Origin of the sequence: Colwellia sp. BRX8-7 (genome assembly GCF_014077275.1) — a bacterium.
Lineage (GTDB): Bacteria > Pseudomonadota > Gammaproteobacteria > Enterobacterales > Alteromonadaceae > Colwellia_A.
The window spans coordinates 47,212-68,610 of the sequence record NZ_JACGVP010000001.1; the positions used below are offsets into that span (position 1 = coordinate 47,212).

The 21,399-nt window shown below is 38.7% G+C and carries 19 protein-coding genes; 7 read left to right on the forward strand and 12 right to left on the reverse strand.

What is annotated here, in order from left to right; genetic code table 11:
• The first annotated feature begins 145 nt into the window (after window positions 1–145).
• The gene (locus H4J57_RS00210) at window positions 146–1,039 is read left to right on the forward strand and encodes a mechanosensitive ion channel family protein (protein ID WP_182241601.1); all 894 of its coding nucleotides are present in this window, start codon (window positions 146–148) and stop codon (window positions 1,037–1,039) included.
• Window positions 1,040–1,163: 124 nt separating this feature from the next.
• On the opposite strand, the gene H4J57_RS00215 is transcribed toward H4J57_RS00210, so the two are convergent.
• From H4J57_RS00215 to H4J57_RS00225, 3 genes are all read right to left on the reverse strand, one after another.
• Window positions 1,164–1,589 (reverse strand): hypothetical protein, encoded by a 426-nt coding sequence (locus tag H4J57_RS00215; protein ID WP_220470243.1) that lies wholly within the window; start codon window positions 1,587–1,589, stop codon window positions 1,164–1,166.
• Window positions 1,590–2,435: 846 nt separating this feature from the next.
• The gene (gene eno, locus H4J57_RS00220; RefSeq protein ID WP_182222863.1) at window positions 2,436–3,734 is read right to left on the reverse strand and encodes a phosphopyruvate hydratase; all 1,299 of its coding nucleotides are present in this window, start codon (window positions 3,732–3,734) and stop codon (window positions 2,436–2,438) included.
• Window positions 3,735–3,892: 158 nt separating this feature from the next.
• The gene (locus tag H4J57_RS00225; RefSeq protein WP_070374523.1) at window positions 3,893–5,530 is read right to left on the reverse strand and encodes a CTP synthase; all 1,638 of its coding nucleotides are present in this window, start codon (window positions 5,528–5,530) and stop codon (window positions 3,893–3,895) included.
• Window positions 5,531–5,821: 291 nt separating this feature from the next.
• On the opposite strand from H4J57_RS00225, the gene H4J57_RS00230 reads away from it, so the two are divergent.
• Window positions 5,822–6,421: a DUF4202 domain-containing protein gene (locus H4J57_RS00230; RefSeq protein ID WP_182241602.1), complete on the forward strand. Its 600-nt coding sequence runs from the start codon at window positions 5,822–5,824 to the stop codon at window positions 6,419–6,421.
• A gap of 144 nt (window positions 6,422–6,565) precedes the next feature.
• Here H4J57_RS00230 and H4J57_RS00235 read toward each other — a convergent pair whose 3' ends face one another.
• Complete coding sequence (locus tag H4J57_RS00235) at window positions 6,566–7,570, reverse strand: ABC transporter permease (protein ID WP_070374527.1); 1,005 nt, start codon at window positions 7,568–7,570, stop codon at window positions 6,566–6,568.
• Between the two features lie 4 nt (window positions 7,571–7,574).
• On the reverse strand, window positions 7,575–8,489 hold the full coding sequence (locus H4J57_RS00240) for an ABC transporter ATP-binding protein (protein ID WP_182241603.1): 915 nt from the start codon (window positions 8,487–8,489) through the stop codon (window positions 7,575–7,577).
• A gap of 179 nt (window positions 8,490–8,668) precedes the next feature.
• On the opposite strand from H4J57_RS00240, the gene H4J57_RS00245 reads away from it, so the two are divergent.
• Together H4J57_RS00245 and H4J57_RS00250 are read left to right on the forward strand one after the other, a co-directional pair.
• Window positions 8,669–8,899: a hypothetical protein gene (locus H4J57_RS00245; protein ID WP_182241604.1), complete on the forward strand. Its 231-nt coding sequence runs from the start codon at window positions 8,669–8,671 to the stop codon at window positions 8,897–8,899.
• Window positions 8,890–9,147 carry a hypothetical protein gene (locus tag H4J57_RS00250; protein WP_182230923.1) on the forward strand — a complete coding sequence of 86 codons (258 nt, stop codon included), beginning with the start codon at window positions 8,890–8,892 and terminating at the stop codon, window positions 9,145–9,147. The genes H4J57_RS00245 and H4J57_RS00250 overlap by 10 nt, the downstream gene beginning before the upstream one ends.
• Before the next feature lie 12 nt (window positions 9,148–9,159).
• Here H4J57_RS00250 and H4J57_RS00255 read toward each other — a convergent pair whose 3' ends face one another.
• Window positions 9,160–11,382 (reverse strand): GNAT family N-acetyltransferase, encoded by a 2,223-nt coding sequence (locus H4J57_RS00255; protein ID WP_182241605.1) that lies wholly within the window; start codon window positions 11,380–11,382, stop codon window positions 9,160–9,162.
• Between the two features lie 214 nt (window positions 11,383–11,596).
• On the opposite strand from H4J57_RS00255, the gene H4J57_RS00260 reads away from it, so the two are divergent.
• From H4J57_RS00260 to H4J57_RS00270, 3 genes are all read left to right on the forward strand, one after another.
• Complete coding sequence (locus H4J57_RS00260) at window positions 11,597–11,764, forward strand: PA3496 family putative envelope integrity protein (RefSeq protein WP_182241606.1); 168 nt, start codon at window positions 11,597–11,599, stop codon at window positions 11,762–11,764.
• 115 nt (window positions 11,765–11,879) lie between these two features.
• On the forward strand, window positions 11,880–12,551 hold the full coding sequence (pdxH, locus tag H4J57_RS00265) for a pyridoxamine 5'-phosphate oxidase (RefSeq protein ID WP_182230966.1): 672 nt from the start codon (window positions 11,880–11,882) through the stop codon (window positions 12,549–12,551).
• Window positions 12,551–13,396 (forward strand): transporter substrate-binding domain-containing protein, encoded by an 846-nt coding sequence (locus tag H4J57_RS00270; RefSeq protein WP_182217349.1) that lies wholly within the window; start codon window positions 12,551–12,553, stop codon window positions 13,394–13,396. The genes pdxH and H4J57_RS00270 overlap by 1 nt, the downstream gene beginning before the upstream one ends.
• A 127-nt stretch (window positions 13,397–13,523) precedes the next feature.
• On the opposite strand, the gene H4J57_RS00275 is transcribed toward H4J57_RS00270, so the two are convergent.
• The 6 genes from H4J57_RS00275 to H4J57_RS00300 form a co-directional block, all read right to left on the reverse strand.
• Window positions 13,524–14,654, reverse strand: a complete 1,131-nt coding sequence (locus H4J57_RS00275; protein WP_182217347.1) for a sodium ion-translocating decarboxylase subunit beta — start codon at window positions 14,652–14,654, stop codon at window positions 13,524–13,526.
• A 6-nt stretch (window positions 14,655–14,660) separates the two neighbouring features.
• Window positions 14,661–16,442: a sodium-extruding oxaloacetate decarboxylase subunit alpha gene (gene oadA, locus H4J57_RS00280; RefSeq protein ID WP_182241607.1), complete on the reverse strand. Its 1,782-nt coding sequence runs from the start codon at window positions 16,440–16,442 to the stop codon at window positions 14,661–14,663.
• Between the two features lie 10 nt (window positions 16,443–16,452).
• Window positions 16,453–16,743, reverse strand: coding sequence for an OadG family protein (locus H4J57_RS00285; protein ID WP_182241608.1), 291 nt, complete (start codon window positions 16,741–16,743; stop codon window positions 16,453–16,455).
• A 1,223-nt stretch (window positions 16,744–17,966) separates the two neighbouring features.
• Entirely contained in the window at window positions 17,967–19,577 is a 1,611-nt protein-coding gene (locus H4J57_RS00290; protein WP_310733687.1) for a GMC family oxidoreductase, read from the reverse strand.
• Between the two features lie 3 nt (window positions 19,578–19,580).
• Window positions 19,581–20,120, reverse strand: coding sequence for a hypothetical protein (locus H4J57_RS00295; protein WP_182241609.1), 540 nt, complete (start codon window positions 20,118–20,120; stop codon window positions 19,581–19,583).
• Window positions 20,121–20,241: 121 nt separating this feature from the next.
• Window positions 20,242–21,117, reverse strand: coding sequence for a D-hexose-6-phosphate mutarotase (locus H4J57_RS00300; protein WP_182241610.1), 876 nt, complete (start codon window positions 21,115–21,117; stop codon window positions 20,242–20,244).
• Window positions 21,118–21,399 lie beyond the last annotated feature (282 nt).

The window sequence follows — 21,399 nt, forward strand, 5'->3', positions numbered from 1 at the left end:
TGAAAAAGATAAAATAAAGCTACAGTCTTTATTTATGGCTATTATCATACACATTATTAGCTTTATCGCCCTTAACATTAACCAATAGCGCTATGCTGTTAATTGAACTCCACATAATCTAACACCAAAAACTCATGGAAAATATATGTTTGAAAAAGTAGCAAGTGAAAGCCCCGTAGTAGAAAAAACACTCTCTCTAGCGCCAACCGATTTATTACGACAAGAAATAGATCAGGTCAGTTATATTTATAATATCATTGTTAATTTTTTTGCTAATTATACCTTCCAATTGATTGGCGCCTTCATCATTTTCGCGCTCGGTTATATCGTCGCAGGCAAAATATCCAATGTTGTATTGAGACTATGTACAAAACATAAACTTGATATCACCTTAAGTCAGTTTTTGGCCAGTACCACCAAAATGCTTATCGTTATTATGATAACCGTTATCTCGTTAAGTAAATTAGGCATTAGTGTTACGCCATTTATAGCTGCCATTGGTGCCATTTCTCTTGGCGCAGGCTTAGCCTTACAAGGTTTATTAGCTAACTATGCAGCTGGTTTTAATATTATTATTATTCGCCCCTTCGTGGTTGGCGATACCATAACTGTGCGCGGTGTTACCGGCATAGTCAAAGAAGTTCTCCTGGCTTATACCATAATTCATGACCAAGACGGTGTTGCGATTACCATACCGAACAAACATATTGTTGGCGAGATATTACACAACTCCAAACATGACTCATTATTAGAGTTAACAGTGGGTATCGCTTATAAAGAAGATCCATTACAAGTGGTTACTATTTTAGAAAAAACGATAGAGGAACTCAATATCGTTGGTGAATCGCGCGAACCACAAATTGGTATTAGCGAATTTGCTGACAGCTCTATCAATATTTCGATACGCTTATGGACGCCCACGGCTAATTATTATGATGCTAAATTTAAAGCCTACAAAGCAATTTACTTAGCTCTGAAAGAAAACAATATCGAGATCCCGTTCCCACAACGCGATGTTCATTTAATCTCACAAGCTTAGTATAACGGTTGAATAAGTCTGACTTTCCACCATAAATTCAACGCATAAAAAAACCACTTATTGAGTGGTTTTTTTTCGAGGAAAATTGTAGCTGCGGATAATGTTCGAAACTAGCATGCCAAAATTAAAGCCCATCTACCGTGATCCACTCTGTTAGTTCGCTAGAATTTCTCAAAGCGAACTGCCTTTTAATCAGTCTCCCAGATGGATCAAAGAGTAAAAGCTCCGCAGGGCTAGCTTGATATTCAGCGATAAACTGGTCTCCCTCTGGGGTCCTAATTTTGGCGATAAGAAAGAGAACTTGGACACCAAGCTGATCACGAGCTTTATTCATCTGTTCAGTCTGGCTTATGCTAACTACAAGGTTTGGATCGTAAATAAACACTAGAGCCGGCAAGCCGGTGCCTATTTGCTCGTGAGTCATCTTAAAAGCTTTAGGCATCAACGTTACTGCAAATCCTATAAATATAAATATCAATACGATGACACTAATATAAATCCAAGGATTTCGACGAGTGGAGCTAAGGTTGTATTTTTCGTTGATGAACAATTCCTCTTTCTATTTTTGAAGCTATAATAGCCTATTAATACGCATTTCAGATTAAACCGTCGACAATTTCAACGACAATCTTTTACGCACCACATTTTTTATAATATATTTAATAAGTTATCAGCAATTTTTGTTGTATTCAACATCGTATATAACTTTGCATAACGAACCATGATATATCTGAGCCCACACATGGTTCGTCATACATGTATTCCATGTAAATTAAAGGTAATAAAAACAATTTAATACCAATTAATTTGGGATAAACGAGACTTCGCCATATATTTAAATAACATGCCAATAAATTTGGTTAGTGATTAATTAGATAACCTATGACTAATAATTTATAACTAATGTCTATAAAGCGCATAAGTGATTTTAAATATTGCTGACTGAATCTCTAATATTATGATCGAAAACGTGCCTTTTTACATAATTAAATTTTATGAGAGCCTTTTAAAAATAAACGACTGTAAGTAAGGCTAATCTCACCCTTACGCATAATCATAAAATATAACGAATAATTATTAATTTAGCTGCTAATTGCTTTTAGAGCGAAGACGTCGCACGGAATTGACGATAGTCAATAAGTACTTCTAACAAAGCAGTAGGAAGAAATAAACATGCTTTAGCTATGTTATTAAAGTAACCACTTGCCTAAATCAGTTATCCCTAAAAATAAAAAGCCACTCTAATTGAGTGGCTTTTTATGACTATATTTATAACTCAAATAACGAATCAAAATATGAGTTAGTTCAAACTACCACTAGGCAGACGCACGGAGTTGACGATAGTCAATGAGTACTTCTAACAACGTGGTAGGAAGAAATAAACATAGTTTAATCGTTATTGGCCTTTAACTTCTGACAGGCCGTTGAATATAGCTTTATCACCAAGGTACTCTTCAATACGTAGTAATTGGTTATACTTAGAAACACGGTCTGAACGACAAAGTGAACCGGTTTTAATTTGGCCTGCCGCTGTACCTACCGCTAAATCAGCAATCGTTGCATCTTCGGTTTCGCCTGAACGATGAGAGATAACTGCAGTAAAGCCTGCATCTTTCGCCATTTTAATCGCCGCTAATGTTTCAGTTAAGGTACCAATTTGGTTAAACTTAATTAAAATTGAGTTGCCAATACCTTGTTCAATACCACGTGCTAAGATTTTAGTATTTGTTACAAATAAATCATCGCCAACAATTTGTATTTTATCGCCCAATAATTTTGTTTGGTAAGCAAAACCGTCCCAATCAGACTCGTCCAAACCGTCTTCAATAGAAACGATAGGGTATTCTTCACATAACGTTGCTAAAAAATCAGAGAATTCGTTAGCTGTAAATTGCTTGCCTTCGCCTTTCAGGTCGTAAATGCCTTTCTCGCTATCATAAAACTCTGAAGCAGCACAATCCATCGCTAACGTAATGTCTTTACCTAATTCATAACCGGCAGCAGAAACTGCTTCCTTAATAACCGCTAAGGCGTCAGCATTCGAGGCTAAATCAGGTGCAAAACCACCTTCATCACCAACGGCAGTATTTAAACCTTTTGCTGATAATACTTTTTTCAAGGCATGAAATATTTCAGCGCCCATACGTAATGCTTCACTGAAACTTTTAGCACTTACCGGTTGGATCATGAATTCTTGAATATCAACATTATTGTCTGCATGTTCACCGCCATTGATAATATTCATCATAGGTAAAGGTAATGAGTATTGACCCGGAGTTCCGTTTAAATCAGCGATATGTTCAAACAATTGTACTTTCTTTTCCATTGCGGCTGCTTTTGCATTTGCTAATGAAACCGCTAAAATAGCATTGGCACCAAATTTTTCTTTATTTTCAGTACCGTCTAAGTCGATCATGATTTGATCAATAGTGGCTTGTTCTAAAGCACTTTGTCCGATCAATGCCGTTTGAATGTCATTGTTTATCGCCGCAACCGCTTTTAATACGCCTTTACCTAAATAACGAGATTTATCACCATCACGTAACTCTAACGCTTCACGTGAACCGGTTGATGCGCCAGAGGGTGCAGCAGCACGGCCCCAAGCACCCGATGCTAAAAAAACGTCAGCTTCAACGGTTGGGTTACCACGAGAGTCCATAATTTCACGGGCGATAATTTTACTGATATTCGACATTATAATTCCTTTAAATTGAGTGCACTACAGCGAATGAACCGCTATTAAGTTGGTAATAGTTTTTAGTTTACATTTTACTGATAAAACATTTTGCCATAAATAATTATGCCAGAAAGCAAAACCGCAGCACTATGCTACGGTTTTATTAATTTTCAGGTTTAACTTGATTGCTGTTTTTGATGCTCAAATGAAGCAGCAATAAAGCTTTCAAACAATGGGTGTCCATCACGTGGAGTTGAATTAAACTCAGGATGAAACTGCCCAGCAATAAACCAAGGATGATCCGGTATTTCAATCATCTCAACTAATGTTTTATCCGTAGATAACCCCGAGAACACCAAACCAGCTTTGCTAATTTGCTCACGGTAGTTATTATTTACCTCATAACGATGACGGTGTCTCTCATAAATTGTTTCACTGCCATATACGTCATATGCCTTGGTACCTTTCACAAGGTGGCACAATTGTGAACCTAAACGCATCGTGCCGCCTAAGTCTGAATTTTCATGACGGTATTCAACTTGGCCTTCTTCATCTAACCATTCATTAATTAAACCAACCACTGGATGTGGGGTTTCAGGGTTAAATTCGGTGCTATGAGCGTCAGTAAGACCAGCAACATTGCGGGCATAATCAATAAGCGCCACTTGCATACCTAAACAAATGCCTAAATAAGGCACTTTGTTTTCACGGGCATATTTCGCCGCTAAAATTTTTCCTTCAACGCCACGAATACCAAAACCACCTGGCACTAATATCGCGTCAACGGTTCCTAAAACATCAGTTCCTTTGCTCTCAAGATCTTGTGAGTCAATGTATTTAATGTTTACCGTTACTTGGTTTTTCAAGCCGGCATGTTTTAATGCTTCGTTAACAGATTTATACGCGTCTGGTAATTCAATATATTTACCTACCATGCCTATGGTAACTTCACCAAAAGGGTTAGCTTCTTGATAGAGTACTTTTTCCCATTCACTTAAATCGGCTGCAGGTACATCAAGACCAAAACGTTTAACCACTAATTCATCTATACCTTGGGCTTTAAGTAACGCCGGAATCTTATAAATGCTATCAACGTCACGCATTGATAAAACCGCTTTTTCAGCAACATTGGTAAACAAAGATATTTTTGCTCGCTCATTAGCAGGCACAGTGCGTTCACTTCGACACACTAAAATATCAGGGACGATACCGATTGAGCGTAGCTCTTTCACTGAGTGTTGAGTTGGTTTTGTTTTAATTTCGCCGGCTGTTTTAATATAAGGCACTAACGTTAGGTGCATATACATCGCACGCTCACGTCCTAATTCTGTACCTAACTGGCGTATAGCTTCTAAGAAAGGTTGTGATTCAATATCACCAACCGTGCCGCCAATCTCAACCATAGCAACGTCATAACCTTCAGCCCCCTCAATAACGCGACGCTTAATGTCGTTAGTAATATGAGGAATAACTTGAATAGTGGCACCTAAAAACTCACCTTTGCGCTCACGTGCAAGAATATCTTGATATATTCTGCCGGTGGTGAAGTTATTAAGCTTGGTCATTTTGGTACGAATAAATCGTTCATAATGCCCTAAATCCAAATCAGTTTCCGCGCCGTCTTCGGTAACAAACACTTCACCATGTTGAATAGGACTCATCGTACCCGGGTCAACATTAATATAAGGGTCAAGTTTTAACATTGTGACTTTTAAGCCGCGTGCTTCAAGAATTGCAGCAAGAGAAGCCGCGGCAATACCTTTACCAAGAGACGATACAACGCCGCCGGTTACAAAAATATATCTAGTTGTCATGTGATACCAAAAGTCAGAGTGAGCAGGAATTTTGTGTGTTTTACTTAAGTTGTTTTGCTAGCTTATTATACGAATTAATTAACGAATAATGAGGTAAGTTTAGTCATGATTTTGAAAAACGCACCAACCTAGCAGGACGGGAAAACATTATACTTAAAACTAGCTACCACGACAATATGATCAACCGATCAATTTCTGTTATTTTGACAAAAACATTTAATCACTGTGTTTATTTTATCGATAAAAAGCTAACATATTGTTTTAATTCGCCCTAGGCTTTGGATACCCTTTATGACTTCATCTCGTTTAACCGCCGTACTTTGTGCAATCGATAAAATAAATAGTGAAGATCCCAATCAAACACTTGTTAATGGGCATCCTCAAGCCAATGAATTACTTTATGGTCAATACATGACCTCTTGTCTTGAGCAGTACTTTCCTCAGTCAAATGAATTATTACAAATAGCTGTGCGCGCACAGCATATTAAACGCTGGGACTTAAAGCGTACCGAATTTGATGAAGGCAAAGCTGGCTATTATCAATGGCGAATTTCCCAAGGAAAGTTCCACGCTGAGCTCACTAAGTCATTAATGATAGAAAATGATTATTCTGAGCATGAGGCTGAATTGACCGCTTGTATTTTAAGAAAAGAACAGCTCAAAACAAATGCCAACACGCAAACGTTAGAGGATGTCGCTTGCTTAGTATTCCTACAATATTACTTTGACGCTTTTGCCGCTAAATATACTGAAGCAGACAACGAAGCTAAAATCATTAGGATAGTAAAGAAAACTTGGGGAAAAATGTCAGTGCGTGGCCACGAAATAGCACTTTCATTAACACTCCCTAACCATTTAGCGACCTTAGTGGGTAAAGCACTCGCCGATTAATAATTAACAGTTAAGTTTGCTGTTCCTCTGCTGAAAGAGGTAAACGCCATAAAAAAATAAAGGGGCGTGTTACGGCCGGATTTTGTTGCACAACGAGACCTAGTATAATGATTAATAGGTCTCACTATAAAACAGCAACCGCTATTATCGCTCGGTATTCCAACTAAATAAGTAAGAACCTAACGCTAAAAAGATAGTACTCATAATCAAAAGTGCGGTCAGGTGATAACTGATATCAGCTAGGGTTGCACCTTCGGTGATCACTTTTCTCGCTCCAGCCACTAAATGAGTTAAAGGTAAAAAGTCAGCAAAAACTTTTACCGCATTGGGCGCACCTTCTAAACTAAACCAAACACCTGATAACAACATCATTGGCCATGAGGTCAAATTAAGTAAACCGCCAATAAGCTCTTCACTCTTACTTCTGCTCGCGACCAGCAAGCCTAAAGATATTAAGCTAATAGCGCCTAAAACTGCGATGATAAATAGATCAAAATAGCTGCCCAGCATGTAAAAATCAAAAAAGAAATTACAGCCAATATAAACAACACTCGACATAAACATCACAATAAAGATACGTGACACTAATTGTGCTGATACAAATTCAAACGCTGAAAGCGGTGTCGCTTTTAAACGTTTTAATACCGCATTTTTACGATAACGTACTATCACGTAGCCAACACCAAATAGGCAACTGAACATCATGTTCATTCCAAGGATCCCAGGCAGCACCCAATCGACATAACGAATTTTCTTCCCATAGGTTTCTAGGCGTTGAAAGTTATTGTGTTGTCCTAAAAAGATTTTTTCAACCAGGTAACTGTTTGGCGAACCTTGGTTAACCCAATAGCTTTTTTGGCTAAAGTCGACTAAAAAATCAATAGCATGCTGTTCTAATTTTACGGTTGCTAACGCCTTATCTTGATAGTCAATAAAGTCAACGTAACGTGTTTCCATAAAACTCGATTGAACGGTTTTACTGTCGATAACCCCCACTTTATAAACGGCTTTTCCGTCACCAGAAAAAACAAAAGATAAACCCGCTAACATGAGAATAGGAAAAAACAAATTCCACCCTAACGATGAACGATCGCGAAAAAACTCAATATTACGGGCTTTGACTACCGCAAAAAAACGTTTAAAATTCATAACTTTACTCTCTCAACGAATGGCCGGTTAATTTTAGAAAAAGGTCATCAAGATTTGGAGACTTTACTTGTAAACCTTCTAATGGAATTTTCTCAGCAATTAACAAGCTAATAGTTTCTTCCACATGTTGCGTCGTTATTTCGACCCGCTCGTGTTCGATAGTCCACTGATGTTTTTCAATTAATGGCTGCGGTACTTGCTCTTGAGGTAAATAAATAAAAACCTCTTGAAAATGCTTGGCAAGTAATCGGTTAGGTGTGCCACTTTCAATAATTTTACCATTGTCCATAATAACCACTTCATCACAAAGTTGTTCCGCTTCGTCCATGTAATGAGTGGTTAAAATAACCGTCTTATTTTGGGCTTTAATATTTTTTATTAACTGCCAAAAATTACGTCTCGCCTGTGGATCAAGCCCGGTGGTGGGTTCATCAAGAAAAATAATATCGGGGTCATTAATTAACGCCAGTGCTAATAATAACCGTTGGCGTTGTCCACCCGACAACAAACGATTATCTCTATCTAAAAAATCTTTTAAGCCACAGAGCTCAATTAATTGCTGATGAGGTACGGTGTTGTCATAAAATGCGGTGAATAAATTTAAGGTCTCTTGTACCGTTAAAAAATCTTGCAAAGCAGTACTTTGAAATTGAATGCCTATTTGCTGACTTATATCCTTGCCTATGCTTTTTCCTGAATAAAGCACTTCACCACTGGTCGCTGGAATTATCCCTTCCATTATTTCAATGGTCGTCGTTTTTCCTGCACCATTTGGCCCTAACAAACCAAAACAATGCCCTTTAGTAATGGTGAAACTAATATCATCAACCGCTTGCACGCCTTTATAACTTTTAACTAAATGATTAACTTCAATAACATCGTTTTTTGTTTGACCAACCCGTTGCTGATTCTGTGTCATAACTTTCCTAATAATACCTAATGCTTGCTCGTTATTGTAATGGGATATGTGTAAAGATCACATCACTAAAAATAATAAAACACCACCACAATGCAAATGATAATAATTATCATTTGCATTGTGACAACTATTACATTAAATTAAATCTAACGTCATCGGCAAAGCAAAGGAGTTTCATCATGGGTGCGCAACAATATTCTATCAATAGAAAAAATATCCAAGACAATTATCACCACATACACACTGAAAAGGCACAAGTTGAATTACCCATCATATTATTAGAAAAGTTAATCTTGTCTGGCGCTTTGCCCGGTAATGAGTGCAGGTGCTTAGATGATGCTGCGCGTAAAACATTGTGGCAATCACTCTTACTAAGCAGCTTACAAGGAGAGCAATCAAGATGCCGTTAACTTATTCTGCGGGCTCTCACAAAGATAGTATTCATTGCGCTATTGCATATTCAAGTGAGCTTTATCAAATAGAAGATTGGTTGAGCGTATTGACCAAGACTTATGCGCAGCATCCCAGTAATGGATTAGCAAAGGTGATTAGCTATTATTTAACTCGCCTTATCAAACATGACGACTTCACCGCTTTCGCCAGTCAGCCTTGTCATTATTTTACTATGCTTAAATTTTGGCAACAACAGATTGCCTAGGCGATTGAATAGCTATTGCGCTTGAGCCTGCGTAATGTAGTCAATTAATGCCTGATTTAGCATTTTTTTACCGGTTAACTGATGATTCTTACATACTTCATCAACGGGCTTTTTCTGTAAAATACGCTCGATTAACAGTAGTATACTTGCTTGATAATTTTCTTTACAGTGTAAAAGACACCAATAATGCAACGCTTTTACGCAATGACTAAACTGCCGTTTTTGTTGAATAAAATCGCTAATGCTGCTCAGCTGATGGGCGCTTAACTGCGGTAAACTTTTATCAGGGCAATGATGTAATATTTGCCACACTAACTTAGGCGATAAACCTTTGTATTCATCGGTGAGTAAATAATCGAATGAACTATAAAATTCACTGGCAATCTTTCGTTCAAAAAATTGCCCTCGCTCGCTCATTGCAGAAACCACTAGCGCGGAATGCTCACCACTGGCTTGGTCTTTAGTGAAACCTATTCGAGCAATTTGATAATCAGCATCTTGCCAAAACTTAAGTAACTGCGCATTGGCACCAAAACTCGCGCCAATAAAATCAACTTGCTGCTTTTTTGCAAAATTTTCTAGCGCTTTAACAAAACAACGGCCAAAACCATATCCTTGATATTGTGGATGAATAGCTATGCGTAAAACCCGCAGATATTGATAACTAAAGCTTTCACTAAAACCACAATGAGTTAATAAAGATTGGGGAATAAACTGATTTTTTAGTCGACGTTGATTTGTTGCTATCGCTTGAATATCGGCTGTTTTATGACACCCTTCTTCAAGAAGTAAGGCAACACCGACAATATCATCACCTAATTTGGCGACAAATAATTGTAGCGCTTTATTGTCAAGTAATAGCGTAATATCGTTCGGTGACGTTTGGTAATGAGCGGTGACCAGCACAGCAAAAACTTGCTTTAATAACGCCGTGTCTTCAATCAACGAGGTTGATGACACTTGGCTAAAAGATAACGATTCTTTAGCAAAGTGCACTGTTGATGATTGGCTTAAGGTTGCTTTATTCAAAGAAATTTCGGTTACAGGCTGAGTTAGTAACGGCAATTCTGTTAACTTGGCGTTAAGTAAACAACTTTCAAAAACAAAGACTTCTAACGGATCGTCTTGACGCCAGCGAATAGGCTGATGCATATGAAAGCTTCGCCACTGCGGCACTTGCTTTGTTAACGCTTGTTGAAACTTTACCGTAAAGCCGCGCCCTGCTCCTTCATAACCATGAACCGTACTTGAAAAAACAACACGAGAAAAAAGAGCCGTTAAGCTTGTTAATAAAGGCACCGGAATGGCAGCTGCCTCGTCAACCAGTAATAGCGAAATATTCAATGGATCATCGCGGCGAATGAGTTGATCGACCGCAACAAAAGTTATCGAACCCAAGGGGTGAACCAAAGCGGTTTTGCTGGTATTAGCATAGTCAAATTTTTCGCCAAGTGCCGCTAATGAACAAGCAAGTTGGCGGTAAAAAACCGATAAAGAACGAACATGGGGTGCGGTAATAACTATATTAATTTTTTCATGGCCCATAGCGGTGTTATTTGCAATGAGCTCAACACAAGCAATAGCAAGCGCTGATGATTTTCCACGACCACGATCAGCAGTTAACACTAATGGGCGGTTTCGATGACCTCGGCTGACCTTAATAATATGTTCAACGGCTATTTGTTGTTCTTTGGTTTTACATTGATATAAAAAATCACTAGAGACGGTCGATATTACTGGTGCTATACCATCTAACAACGGAAACGTTTGCTCGTCATTTTGTGTAATCGTAATTAAGGCTTTATTGTCGAGTAGTTGTCGATAAAAATACTTAAGTGAAGCTGCCTTTGTTTGCTCAATCGCTTGTATTAATGGTTTTTCAAGCCATAAACACATAACACCGCCAGCGACTAGCGTGCCAGAGAGCGCCGCAAAAGCATCCAAATTGATACTATTAGGCGCAGAACAGTCGCTATTTTCAACACCTGAAAATAATATTCGACTATGCTCACTACCGAGTTGCTGAGCAAAGTGTTTGTTGTTGATCGTGGCAGAAATTTCGGGGTGGTGACTAAATACCAGCCAAGCGTCTTTACTCTGGTTTTGTTCATTAAGTTGCAGTAACTGTTTGACCCAGCAAGCATCACCGACCAGTAACACCAGTTGTCGCTGAAATTTGGTCAAAGCCTGACATTGCATTTCTTCAAGCCATTCGACGAAATTATGGTTAGACATAAGCAGGCGCTAAATTCAGTAAAACTAAAGTGAAAGCAGTTTATCAATGTGCTACCCCAATTCAAATAGTTTATTTTTATCTGCGGTTATTTACTAAAAATAATGGCATTAATAGTAGGCGATTAAGCTAATTTATTGAAATTTTCTCAGTTGTTGCCTATCTTGAAATTAATCCTTATTAATAAAAATACTTAACCGTGAGAAAAACACGATAATGGCAGATGAATATAAAGCAAATGACGAGTCTGATAACTACGACAAAGATCTCGCCACCGGTAAAAAAGCAGATAAAAATAGCAAGGTGCGTAAACGTATCGATGATTTGCTTGAAAAAAAACGCCTTCGTGAAGCATTAGACTTCAGTGATGATTGGAAAATATAGTCATCACTGCATTAACTTTTGATTGCATTAAGCCGATAATCTCTTATTGTCAGATAAAACATTCATGCTACTATCTAACGAACCTATTCTCCCTACATCATTTAAATTTACCGTTATGACATTATTTGAAAAATTACGCTGCTTATTAACATTTGGTCAAGGTGTTGCCTTACCATTGCCCGATATTTCTGAACAAACAACACCCATCGAATTGTTTGGCCAATGGTTTGATGACGCAAAAAAATCAGGCATTTTATTACCTGAAGCTATGTCTGTCAGCAGTTGCGATCAAAACGGTCAACCTAGCTCACGTATGGTGTTGTTAAAAGAGTTTAATGACGATGGTTTCGTTTTTTATACTAATTACGGCAGCCGAAAAAGCCAAGATTTAAATGAAAATAATAAGATAGCCTTATTATTTCATTGGAATGTACTGCAACGCCAAGTCAGGATAGAAGGCAGAGTCGAAAAAGTAACGGCTGAACAATCAGAACAGTATTTTCATAGCAGAGACCGCGGTAGCCAAATTGGCGCATGGGCGTCAAAGCAAAGCTCACCACTGGCGAGTAAAGAAGCACTAAAGCAGAGCGAAGCTTATTACACTAAAAAGTTTGCTGGCCAAGAAGTTCCCTTACCTGAATTTTGGGGCGGTTGGCGAATAAAACCTCATTACCTTGAATTTTGGCAAGGTCGAGCTAATCGTTTACATGACCGTATTTGTTTTGAACAAGAGCAAAATCAAGATGACAAAAAGGTACTATGGCATCAATTTAAATTGAATCCTTAATGGCTATATTTAAACATTCAAACAGTATTTATAAGATGTCTATTTCAAACAACATATCAGTGTTATATAAAGTTGTCGGTGTTGCTGTTTTGTGTGCTTTATTTAGCGTTAAATCATTAGCCAACCCTACTAATATTTTAGTTGGGTTGGAGCCATTTCCTCCTTTAGTAAACGAAGACGGCAGTGGTTTTGTTATTGATATGCTTAATGGCCTGCAAGAAAATTCGACACTAACGTTTAATTATCAAATAATGACCTATGCTCGGGCGAAGCTGGAATTAAAAAGTTACCGTATCGACATGGTAGGTTTAACGCCTAAAGATAGTGAAACAGAAAGCTTTTACCAATACGCACAAGAGTTATCTTGGCACTTTGACACTACCGTTGATCTTTATTCAACATCCCCCGCTAACTTTGACATCAAAAATCTGCCCGAAGGGAGCATTGGTACGCTAATTGGTAATGCTGATTTTTTCGCTGAATTAGCGCAAGTTCCCAGAGAAAAGTTTGTTGAAGTAAGCAGTTTAGCGCAATTAATTATGATGATGGCACGCGGGAGACTTAAAGTGATACTTTTCGAACGGGTGGCTATGATGTCAACGATTAAAGAATTACAAGACGACCTCTCCACCAAAGTTCCAACAGAATTCAACTCCCCAGAAAGCCCACAAAAAATTTATTATCAAAAGTTTAAAGTTATTGCAGCAAGTCTTGCTGTTGCAAACGATGCAGTAGGAGCAAAGCTAAAAAAACAATTAGATGCCTTGCTGTCTGACGATACCGCTCACTACTTTAAAAAAATAGCCCCTTACGCCCAATTGCCTGATAACGGTATAATTGAGTAAAAGATAGCTAAGCTAGCAAAGATGTCATTTGTTGTCGTACCTGGGCATTAGCGCAGCTAAAATGAAAAAAAACGGGAAGCAAAGCTTCCCGTTTTTGTTAGTTAACGCGTTAAGCGTACCGCAATTCCTATCCCACTAATGCCAGTAAGATACCTGCCGCAACCGCTGAACCAAGCACACCGGCAACGTTAGGCCCCATCGCATGCATTAATAAGAAGTTGTGTGGATTAGCTTCCAGACCCACTTTATTAGCAACACGTGCCGCCATAGGTACTGCTGAAACACCGGCAGCGCCAATGAGAGGATTAATAGGTGTTGATGAAAGCTTATTCATTAACTTAGCCATTAATACCCCAGAAGCAGTGCCAATTGAGAATGCCACGGCACCTAAACCTAAAATACCTAAGGTTTCTATATTCAAAAAGGCTTCGGCACTTAATTTAGAGCCAACCCCTAAACCTAAGAATATGGTGGTGATATTAATTAACTCGTTCTGTGCTGTTGAGCTTAATCGTTCAACCACTCCACATTCACGCATCAAATTACCCAAACAGAACATGCCAACTAAAGGTGTTGCTGATGGTAAAAAGAAAATAGTCATCATGAGAACACCTAATGGGAATACTATTTTTTCAATTTTTGTTACTGGGCGTAATTGCTCCATTTCAATTTTACGTTCAGCATCAGTGGTTAATGCGCGCATAATAGGTGGCTGAATAATTGGCACTAAAGCCATGTAAGAATAAGCCGCAACAGCAATAGCACCTAATAATTCTGGCGCTAGTTTTGATGCTAAAAATATCGCTGTTGGGCCATCTGCACCACCAATAATAGCAATAGCTGATGCATCTTTAAGCGTAAATTCAATACCAGGTATTGCGTTTAAAGCAATAGCACCAAATAAGGTAGCAAAGATACCAAATTGAGCAGCAGCACCAAGTAATAAGGTTTTAGGGTTAGCGATTAACGCGCCAAAGTCGGTCATTGCACCCACCCCCATAAAGATAATCAACGGGAATATCCCCGTATCAATACCCGCATAGTAGATGAAATGTAATAAACCACCAACTTCTGAAAACCCAGCTAAAGGTATATTGGTTAATATCGCACCAAAGCCCATAGGTAATAACAATAACGGTTCAAAGTTACGTGCTATCGCAAGATAAAGTAGCAAACAGCCAACTATCATCATGATCACCTGACCCGACTCGAAGTTAGCTAAGCCAGTAGACAACCAAAGTTTATTTAACGAATCCATTATTATCTATCCTAAACTCAATAAAGCTTGACCAACAGTTACAGAATCGCCTTCTTTAATATCCACTGAAGTGACGGTACCTGAGTTAACTGCACGAATTTCAGTTTCCATTTTCATTGCTTCCATAATGATAACAACTTCACCGGCTGCAACTTCATCACCTTCATTAACTAACACTTTAAATATATTGCCAGCAAGTGGTGCATTTAACGCTTCAGAAGTTGATGAGGACGGTTTTGATGCCTGTGATGATGATTGACTGCTACTAGGCTGAGTAATTTGGCTAATATCGCCTCCAGGGCCTACAACGACGTCAAACACCTGACCATCAACGCTGACTGCATAACTTTCTGGCGCGGTTGAACTTTTAGCGGGTGCAGAGGCTGCTACCGCATCTTCAATCGTAGGCACAGGTTCAAATGCATCCGGGTTATTTCTATTTTCTAGAAATTTCAGTCCTATTTGCGGGAACAATGCATACGTTAAAACGTCATCAATCACATCATCGGCTAAATCAATCTGTTTCTCTTTTGCAAGTTCTTCTAATTCTGCAGTAAGATTATCAAGTTCAGGTTTAATTAAATCAGCAGGACGACAAGTTATCGCTTCAGCGCCATCTAAAACACGCGCTTGCAATTCGGCATTAACTTTATCGGCAGTTGCGCCATATTCACCCTTTAAAACACCGGCTGTTTCTTTAGTGATTGACTTATAACGCTCACCCGTCAATACATTTAATACCGCTTGCGTACCAACAATTTGCGAGGTTGGTGTCACTAATGGGATATAACCTAAATCTTTTCTTACTTTTGGAATTTCAATTAACACTTCATCAAGCTTGTCTGCAGCGCCTTGTTCTCTTAACTGCATTTCCATATTTGTTAACATGCCGCCAGGAACTTGTGCAAGTAAAATACGCGCATCGATACCTTTTAAGCTACCTTCAAATTTGGCATACTTTTTACGAACTTCACGAAAGTAAGTGGCAACTTCAGCAAGCTTAACCATGTCTAAACCGGTATCTCGTTTGGTACCTTCAACAATCGAAACAATCGTTTCTGTCGGTGAATGACCATAAGTCATACTCATTGAAGAAATAGACGTATCGATAACATCTACATCGGCATCAATAGCCTTCATGTGAGTAGCAATACTTAAACCTGTGGTCGCATGACAATGTAAAGCAATAGGTAAAGAGACCGTTTCTTTTAGACGACCAATCAATTCTTCAGCGTCGTAAGGTTTTAATAGACCAGACATGTCTTTGATACATAAAGAATGCGCGCCCATATCTTCAATTTGCTTAGCCATCGTCAGCCAACCTTCAAGGGTATGCACTGGACTCTCGGTATAGCTTAATGTGCCTTGCGCATGAGCGCCGACTTTTACTGCTGATTTAATCGCTGTTTGTAAATTACGTACATCATTCATTGCATCGAAAATGCGAAACACGTCAATACCGTTAACATGAGCACGTTCAACAAACTTCTCGACCACATCATCAGCATAATGACGGTAGCCTAAAATATTCTGACCGCGAAATAACATTTGTTGTTTAGTTTTTGGCATCGCTTTTTTTAATGCGCGTAAACGTTCCCAAGGATCTTCACCTAAATAGCGAATACAAGAGTCAAACGTAGCACCACCCCAAGACTCGATTGACCAAAAACCAATTTCATCAAGTTTTGGCGCAATGGGTAACATATCCTCAAGGCGTAAACGAGTGGCGAGCAATGATTGATGACCATCTCTTAAAACAACTTCAGTGATACCTAATGGCTTTGTCATGAGTTTATTCCTATTTAGTTTTATGGTTGCTTAAGGGTTGATTATGTTGTTTTCGGTATTGCGATACAGCAGAAGTAATTGCTGCCACCACTTTAGGTGAAACACCATCAACATTTTGTTTTGTTTTTTGATTTGAGCGGGTAGATCTTGTTTGGACAACGGCATCTGGAAATTTGATGGCGAGGCGTTTTAAAACGACATTAATAAAAACAATCATTAATCCCAAAAAGATAAAAACGAAGACCATGCCAGCAAACATTAACGTGCCCGCTTCTACAAATAATTGGTTTAGGTGTTCCATGAAAAGTCTCATTCAAACAAAAAGTTTTATTAGAATAATCACTCCAATGCCTAAAAAGCAAACTAATTATTGCAGTTTCATAAAAATAATTTCGTGTCAATCTAGATTAGAGTAAATATTCAGTATTTTTAGCGTTTTATTAAGAAAAAACTGTATATTCACCATATTGTATACAATATAGTATTCTTGTATTGCTGAGCTAGCGAGATAAAAACCAGTATAATATACAATATACACATAGCTTTCGTTTATTCTAAATATGTGCATAAATATATAAAGGGGGTTTAATTAACAAATAATCAACTGCTTTAGCATGTATATTGGATAGCTATTTTGAACAAAGTAAACATAAGATACCCCAGCCAAAAACCCTGAATGCTACCCATAATCCTGAACACATATCCGTCATCCTGAACTTGTTTCAGGATCTGTACTTAGAACCAAAAACACAGATACTGAAATGAATTCAGCATGACGACAAGAGCGTGAAGCGAGCACTGTTATCCTAAACACAAAGCCGTCATCTTGAGCACATCGCCGTCATCCTGAACACATCGCCGTCATCGTGAACTTGTTTCAGGATCTGTACTTAGAACCAAAAAACAGATACTGAAATAAATTCAGCATGACGACAAAAGTGAAAAGTGAGCACTGTCATCCTGAATAATCTCCGTCATTCTGAACACGACACCGTCATATTGAACACGACACCGTCATCCTGAACTTGTTTCAGGATCTGTACTTAGAACCAAAAAACAGATACTGAAATGAATTCAGCATGACGACAAGAGCGTAAAGCGAGCACCGTTATCCTTACTTAATAACTACCGTTACCCTGAACACAACACCATCATATTGAACACGACACCGTCATCCTGAACTTGTTTCAGGATCTGTACTTAGAACCAAAAACACAGATACTGAAATGAATTCAGCATGACGACAAGAGTGAAAATCGAGCACTGTTATCCTTAACAACCACCGTAGTCCTGAACACAACACCATCATCTTGAACACAACACCGTTATCCTAAACACATCTCCGTCATCCTGAACTTGTTTCAGGATCTGTACTTAGAACAAAAAGCAGATACTGAAATGAATTCAGCATGACGACAAGAGAAATCAATTCAGCATGATTAAAATTGTGCTAATAATTATAATTCGGTCTATTTTTCATCGTAAGTTTAGTTGTTTTCTTGTCTAACGCCAAAAATAAAACCTTTATAATTCATTCAATTTTTTAGCAAGTTTGGTCGCTTGTTTACAAACTAAACTATAAATAGAAAGTTGCGGGTTAGTACCAATAGATGTAGGAAAAACAGAACCATCAAATACCCATAAATTATCTAAATAATGGTACTTACAATCACTATCAACTAAGCATAGTGCTTTGTTTTCACCCATCGCTAAGCCTCCCATAACGTGAGCGCTACCAATTAAGTTGTTACTGACTTTATGCTCAAGTTCATTAAAACCGGCTTTAAAAGACTCAAAGCTTTCAAACCATTGTCCGTGTTGATGTGCGGGGCGAACTCTTTTAGCACCAGCAGCAAACTGTACTTCAGCCATAGATAAATAAGCGCGTTTAACCCCATCAAATAAATAATCATTCATCGGATAATCAACAATCGGGCTACCGTCATCAGAAAGCGTTATTTCAGCACCTTCACTATCAGCGTCAAAGCCATCACGTAACAAGGCTAACATTGCATGGGTATTATTCAGCTTTGCCATATCCTCAACATGTTTAGTGCCGTGGCCCATTAACATAATTGAAGACATAGCCGGGTGTAATGGCGGTACCTCTAACTTATAACTTAACGGCCCGGTAGCACCATTTTGCCATTGATAATGATCACTATAAATAGTTTGTGGCGCACCATAAAAAGGCGATATTTCTTTATCAAATTGAGCAAAGGAGAAAACAGTTGGATGCAAAAAGGTTCTTTTACCAATACGATTATTCGGATCTGGCGCATTAGAGCGTAACATCAGTGCTGGGCCGTTAATCGCACCAGCTGCTAAAATAATATAAGGTGCTTTGGCGATGATCTTCTTCGCTGTCTTTTTCTTATTATCATCGAGCGCAAAACATTCTACGGCTGTTATTTTTTTATTCTCAATAATTAACCGTTCGACACGAGCTTGATAAAGTAATGTGGCACCATGTTCAAGCGCATCTGGGATAGTGGTAACTAGCATCGATTGTTTTGCGTTGGTCGGACACCCCATACCGCAGTAACCTAGGTTCCAGCAGCCTTTGACATTGCGCGGAATAACTTTCCATGGAATATTGAGTTGCTCACAACCTTCTTTTAGCACCGCATTATTTTCATTCGCTCCACCTTGCCATGGCGTGACATTTAAGCGTTTTTCCATTTGTTCAAACCAAGGAACCATATCGCTGCTGCTACAGCCTTTTACCTGAAATGTTTTTTGCCAATAATCTAGGGTTGGTGACGGTGTTCTGAAGCTTGAGGTCCAGTTGATTACGGTAGTTCCCCCAACACAGCGCCCTTGCAAGATACCAATGCCACCATCTTTTGTGGCTCGCCCAGCATTTTCTTGATACAAATCGGCATAGGCAGTTCGTTCATCCATTTTAAAGTCACGGGTCGACTTTAATGGCCCTTCTTCTATCATCAACACCTTTAGCCCTGCCTGTGCCAATATTTCAGCACTTGTGCCACCACCAGCCCCAGTGCCAATAATAATGACATCGGCGCTAATAATATTGGTATCTAGCTGATTAGCATTTACCGTTTGCTTGGTGATCGCTTTATTTGCTGAGTAAGGATCGCTAATACCACGAATTTCAGAGACTATTTTCACGTTTTATTCCTGCGATGGATATATTTTAGGAGGGCCTGGGTATCCCGCTTGTAAATAATTTTCTGACTGAGCATACCAACTCATAATAATCAGCTTACCTAAAGAAGCGTAGCCAGTACGTTTTAATGAAAATAGGCTATTTTTCCAACCTTGTAGAAAGCTTTCAATTTCTTTCGCTGGGGTTGCGTTCCAATCACTGGTCGGTGCACCAACAAGATAACGAAATGTCGTCGATGACATTAAATCAAACAGCTGCCGTAATTGCTTTTGGGAGTGTTCACCTAAAGTAATTATTTGTTGGTCAACAGCCATTAATAATCGCACTCCAGCGTCTTCAGCTAATACACCAGGATAGTTACTCTTTAACATAACAGGGGCAAGCGCTAATAAAAAATCAGCATCAGATGCTTGAAGAAAATCAAACTTTTGTATATTTTTTGTAGCTGGATTGGCCAGTGCTATAGCAGACAAGCTACTGCCAACCAACAAGATGGCACTGCCAAGCAGACTAACTTTAAAGAATTCTCTACGACTTGTATTCACACAGCCACCAAAATTATAAAAGGTAATACCAACTGGTATTACCTGTTAATTAATCATCAAAAGATAAAGGATAATAGCGACAAAGTCTAGTGGCTTAAATTGAGTGCTGTTTTTGATGTGTTTATGTTAGCGTGACTTTCTGCCCGATCATCACGGTCTCATTCGCTTGGACAACTTGCCTGTCAGTATTAGCTGCCTCTAAACAAACAAATTCTTTTTCAGCGCCAACATGAAGATCTTTCATTCGCTGAGCAACCTCAACGCCGGGGTTCCATAAAACCCACTGCTGACAATTTGTTGACGATACTGTAAGCGTTCTTTGCCGTTGTTTATCTTCGATTAAGCATTGTTGGTTAGTGTAATAAATACGATCGACTTCACCCAGACAATTTTCTAAAGCAGCAAGCTGCTGTTCTTTACCCGTAACCTTGTCATCAAAGGGAAACTCAGCTAAGGGCGCTACCGTAATATTTTCTGGTGCACTAACGGCAAAGTAACTGTGTAATGCCGCTGAATATTCAAACGCCTTGGATGATAAATTACTTATAAATAATTTTTGTTCAAATTGATCAGAAAAAATCAACTGCTGCTTCAATTGGTATTGATGAGGCCATAATGGGTGCTCATTTTCTCCAGACAAAGATAAAGTTACCGTAACCCTGTCTTTAGCAACGATCACGTCATCAAGTTGCCAATTTCGTTGACGAGCAAAACCATGATTACCGGCTTTTTCACCGCTAGGTGCTTGATATGGACCAAACCATGGCCAACATAAAGGGATCCCACCTCTAATAGGCGTTCCCTGTTCAAAAATAACGTCATCACTTAGCCAAAACACTGGTTTTTGGTTAGCGGGTTGCCAAGCGAGAACATGACCACCATATAAACTTATTTTTGCTGTACAAGTATTATGGATAATTTCTAGTGCATTTATCTGATCGGTAAGCGAAACTTGCTTAATTTGACCAAATTCATTTTCAGCAATAATTGATGACATACAACCTCAAGCGGTATTTAGAAAGTAATAAATAAATCATTATAACGATAATATAAATAAGCGTCATCTTGAATACTACTTCGTCATCCTGAACACTACTTCGTCATCCTAATACCAACACCGTCATCCTGATACCACACCGTCATCCTGAACTCGTTTCAGGATCCGTACTTGATCTACAAAGACCAGATACTGAAATAAATTCAGCATGACGACAAAAAGGCTATACGATTACCGACTCCTTGATACCTACACCGTCACCCTGATAACACTCTCCGTCAT

What these genes read in the sequence shown, in the direction of transcription:
- H4J57_RS00210 (WP_182241601.1), top strand. Translation starts at nt 146, where the DNA reads ATGTTTGAAAAAGTAGCAAGTGAAAGCCCCGTAGTAGAAAAAACACTC.
- eno (WP_182222863.1), bottom strand. Translation starts at nt 3,734, where the DNA reads ATGTCGAATATCAGTAAAATTATCGCCCGTGAAATTATGGACTCTCGT.
- H4J57_RS00225 (WP_070374523.1), bottom strand. Translation starts at nt 5,530, where the DNA reads ATGACAACTAGATATATTTTTGTAACCGGCGGCGTTGTATCGTCTCTT.
- H4J57_RS00230 (WP_182241602.1), top strand. Translation starts at nt 5,822, where the DNA reads ATGACTTCATCTCGTTTAACCGCCGTACTTTGTGCAATCGATAAAATA.
- H4J57_RS00235 (WP_070374527.1), bottom strand. Translation starts at nt 7,570, where the DNA reads ATGAATTTTAAACGTTTTTTTGCGGTAGTCAAAGCCCGTAATATTGAG.
- H4J57_RS00240 (WP_182241603.1), bottom strand. Translation starts at nt 8,489, where the DNA reads ATGACACAGAATCAGCAACGGGTTGGTCAAACAAAAAACGATGTTATT.
- H4J57_RS00245 (WP_182241604.1), top strand. Translation starts at nt 8,669, where the DNA reads ATGGGTGCGCAACAATATTCTATCAATAGAAAAAATATCCAAGACAAT.
- H4J57_RS00250 (WP_182230923.1), top strand. Translation starts at nt 8,890, where the DNA reads ATGCCGTTAACTTATTCTGCGGGCTCTCACAAAGATAGTATTCATTGC.
- H4J57_RS00255 (WP_182241605.1), bottom strand. Translation starts at nt 11,382, where the DNA reads ATGTCTAACCATAATTTCGTCGAATGGCTTGAAGAAATGCAATGTCAG.
- H4J57_RS00260 (WP_182241606.1), top strand. Translation starts at nt 11,597, where the DNA reads ATGGCAGATGAATATAAAGCAAATGACGAGTCTGATAACTACGACAAA.
- pdxH (WP_182230966.1), top strand. Translation starts at nt 11,880, where the DNA reads ATGACATTATTTGAAAAATTACGCTGCTTATTAACATTTGGTCAAGGT.
- H4J57_RS00270 (WP_182217349.1), top strand. Translation starts at nt 12,551, where the DNA reads ATGGCTATATTTAAACATTCAAACAGTATTTATAAGATGTCTATTTCA.
- H4J57_RS00275 (WP_182217347.1), bottom strand. Translation starts at nt 14,654, where the DNA reads ATGGATTCGTTAAATAAACTTTGGTTGTCTACTGGCTTAGCTAACTTC.
- oadA (WP_182241607.1), bottom strand. Translation starts at nt 16,442, where the DNA reads ATGACAAAGCCATTAGGTATCACTGAAGTTGTTTTAAGAGATGGTCAT.
- H4J57_RS00285 (WP_182241608.1), bottom strand. Translation starts at nt 16,743, where the DNA reads ATGGAACACCTAAACCAATTATTTGTAGAAGCGGGCACGTTAATGTTT.
- H4J57_RS00300 (WP_182241610.1), bottom strand. Translation starts at nt 21,117, where the DNA reads ATGTCATCAATTATTGCTGAAAATGAATTTGGTCAAATTAAGCAAGTT.